Consider the following 2,475-nt stretch of genomic DNA (forward strand, 5'->3'; position numbering starts at 1 on the left):
TCTTTAATACACGCTGCTATCCGCTCTTTCTTATCTTGACTCATTTCTCTGGATCCCTGACTTTTTTCTCCTTAATTCTCCCACATCTTGCCGCTCTGCCGAAAGTGGATGCTCCCTATTAGAGATAGATATTTTGATTACGTCATGAAATATTGCTTGAGTCATAAAACAGCTCTAAGATATTCCTAGATTATGCCAGTATGATAGTAATATGAGTGCAGTAAAATAGCTGTAAGATAGGCTGATACTGCTATCATACTCCAGCCAGATGACCGATCTCACTGCCCGATCGCCTTGATTCTCATTAGTAACTTCACCGAATATTACTTAGCAACTCTAGAATTTACCCGCAATTGTGCCGATCCGAATCTATTAGTGAAAGCGTAGAATTGAGTACGACCTGGATCTGGTTGTGGGGAGGAGGAACCAGCAGTACCTCTCGTGTTGCACACTCGTCGAATCTGGCGATTCGATCGGTAGCTGGTAAGGGCTTTCCCCCCTTAACCCCCCTCTCCGCTAACCCATAATTGAAGGTTCCAACTACCTTGGTTAGCCCCTAAAATCTCACCAAAATCATATTACTTGACGTAACAGTACCGTCACGATGTAGATTGGGAGCGGTTTGTAAACCAACTTTAAAATCAGACGAGCTGTAGTAAGGCGTAAGCGATAGTGTCACCAAAACAGATTGCCTCACAAACCGAAGAAATTATCTTAGTTCAGCCTAAGAGAGTCAATAACATTACGCTCCGGCTGACTGATGATGAATTAGACACGATCGAGGAACAAGCCCGCAAGCTCAATCTGAATCGCTCTGACTATCTCCGCCACCAGGCGTTAAAATCCGTTCGCCGTTTTAAACCCAAGCCCCTCAAAAGTCTCGATACCCTCCAATATCGAGAATTAGCACTGATTAGAAAAGAACTCAGTTGTCAGGGGAACAACCTCAACCAAATTGCAAGAGCCTTAAATACTCTGCTCAAAATGGGCGTACCTGTCGATCTCGATATTGCACGACTAGAACAGATTGCCAGTGAAAGCTATCGAGCCACTCGCTCGATTCTGAGCCTTCAAAAAAAGCACAATAATTAAGATGATTGGGACTATCGGTGGTGGTGGTGGTTTTGGCGGATTGCTTGGCTATGTCCTAGATAAAGAAAAACAGCCACGTATCCTCAGTGAGAATATGGCGAGTGATACTCCTAGCGATTTAGCCCGCGAGTTCAGGAGAATTAGTAACGGTAATCCCCGCATATCTAAACCCGTCAAACATATTTCAGTCTCATTTGCTCCCGAAGATGGGGTGGTTGAAGATTGGCTCAAGGAAGCGATCGCCTTGAGACTGCTAGATGGTTTGGGATATCAGGAAACTCCCTACCTTGTCGTCGCACACGATCGAGACGATCCTGGGCATGACACCATCCACGACCACGACCATATTCATATCATCACCAGTGCGGTTGACTACGATGGCAAACGTGTCGATCCATCCTGGGAAGCCTATCGGATGCAATCGATCCTCCGCGAAGCCGAGATTGACTTTGGATTGCGGCAAGTAGCATCATCTTGGGAGGTTAAGCGCGAGAAGGCTCTGGGGCTGAAGCTAGATTCCGATCTCGCTCATTTTGTTGCTGATTCATTCAAAGATCGTCCAGATCTCAAAACTTGGCTCGATCGATTGGCGCAGTCCGATATCGATGTCAGATTCAACATCAGCAAGAACGATAATGTCATGGGCATTACCTACCTCAAGGATGGTGAAGTCTGTAAGGGTAGCGATATTGGAGCAAGTTGGGCTGTGGTGAACGATCGAGTGTCTGTCACTGCTGACGATCTCCCGCTCATGAAAGCGACCAATATTAAGAGCCAAGAACAACCTGTGCGGTTGAGTAAGCTCGATCGAGCAATGTTCGATCGAGCGGTGGAAATGGCAGTGATGAAATTGGGACAGGGTATAAAGTTTAAGAACAGTCGGGCAGATATTAAATTAGATGGGGACACTCTGACTGTGGTACGGATGCGACCCCATCGGCTGATGCTCAAGGCGACTCAGACAAAGGATGGTAGGTGGGAACCTGTTGGTTTTCCCCATGTCGAGAAAAGAGATGTCGAACAACTCGAACGCTTTAATGGGGTAGAGTCCAAGAAGTTTGAAACTTCCCTTCAGCATGAGGCTTTAGATCCAGTGGATGAATTTACTAGCATTGATGCTTATGTTGTTAGCGATCTAGACCAGGATCGATGTGAATACGAGGAAGATGGTCTATCAATGTAATAAAGTTTGATGTTTAATGACAACGCGCAAGCTTCGATTGGCTTGCGCGTTGTCATTGACGATTTTCCCCATTGATAGTCAGAGTAATCGCTCGATTAAGTTGGTAAATGTCATCTGAAAATTCCCCCGTTTCTGATGTGGACGGGCTGATATTTCTAGCTTGAGAATAATTCGGCCCAGAGCGATGGCGGTGCCTTTTG

General features: G+C 45.9%; 2 protein-coding genes. Both read left to right on the top strand.

Annotated elements, in window-relative coordinates:
- Nucleotides 1-672 precede the first annotated feature (672 nt).
- Nucleotides 673-1,092 (top strand): plasmid mobilization protein, encoded by a 420-nt coding sequence (locus RMO52_RS20815; RefSeq protein ID WP_310418102.1) that lies wholly within the window; start codon nt 673-675, stop codon nt 1,090-1,092.
- Between the two features lies 1 nt (nt 1,093).
- On the top strand, nt 1,094-2,275 hold the full coding sequence (locus RMO52_RS20820; RefSeq protein WP_310418106.1) for a relaxase/mobilization nuclease domain-containing protein: 1,182 nt from the start codon (nt 1,094-1,096) through the stop codon (nt 2,273-2,275).
- Nucleotides 2,276-2,475: the final 200 nt, after the last annotated feature.

This window comes from Chamaesiphon sp. OTE_8_metabat_110 (genome assembly GCF_031382685.1).
Taxonomy (GTDB): domain Bacteria; phylum Cyanobacteriota; class Cyanobacteriia; order Cyanobacteriales; family Chamaesiphonaceae; genus Chamaesiphon.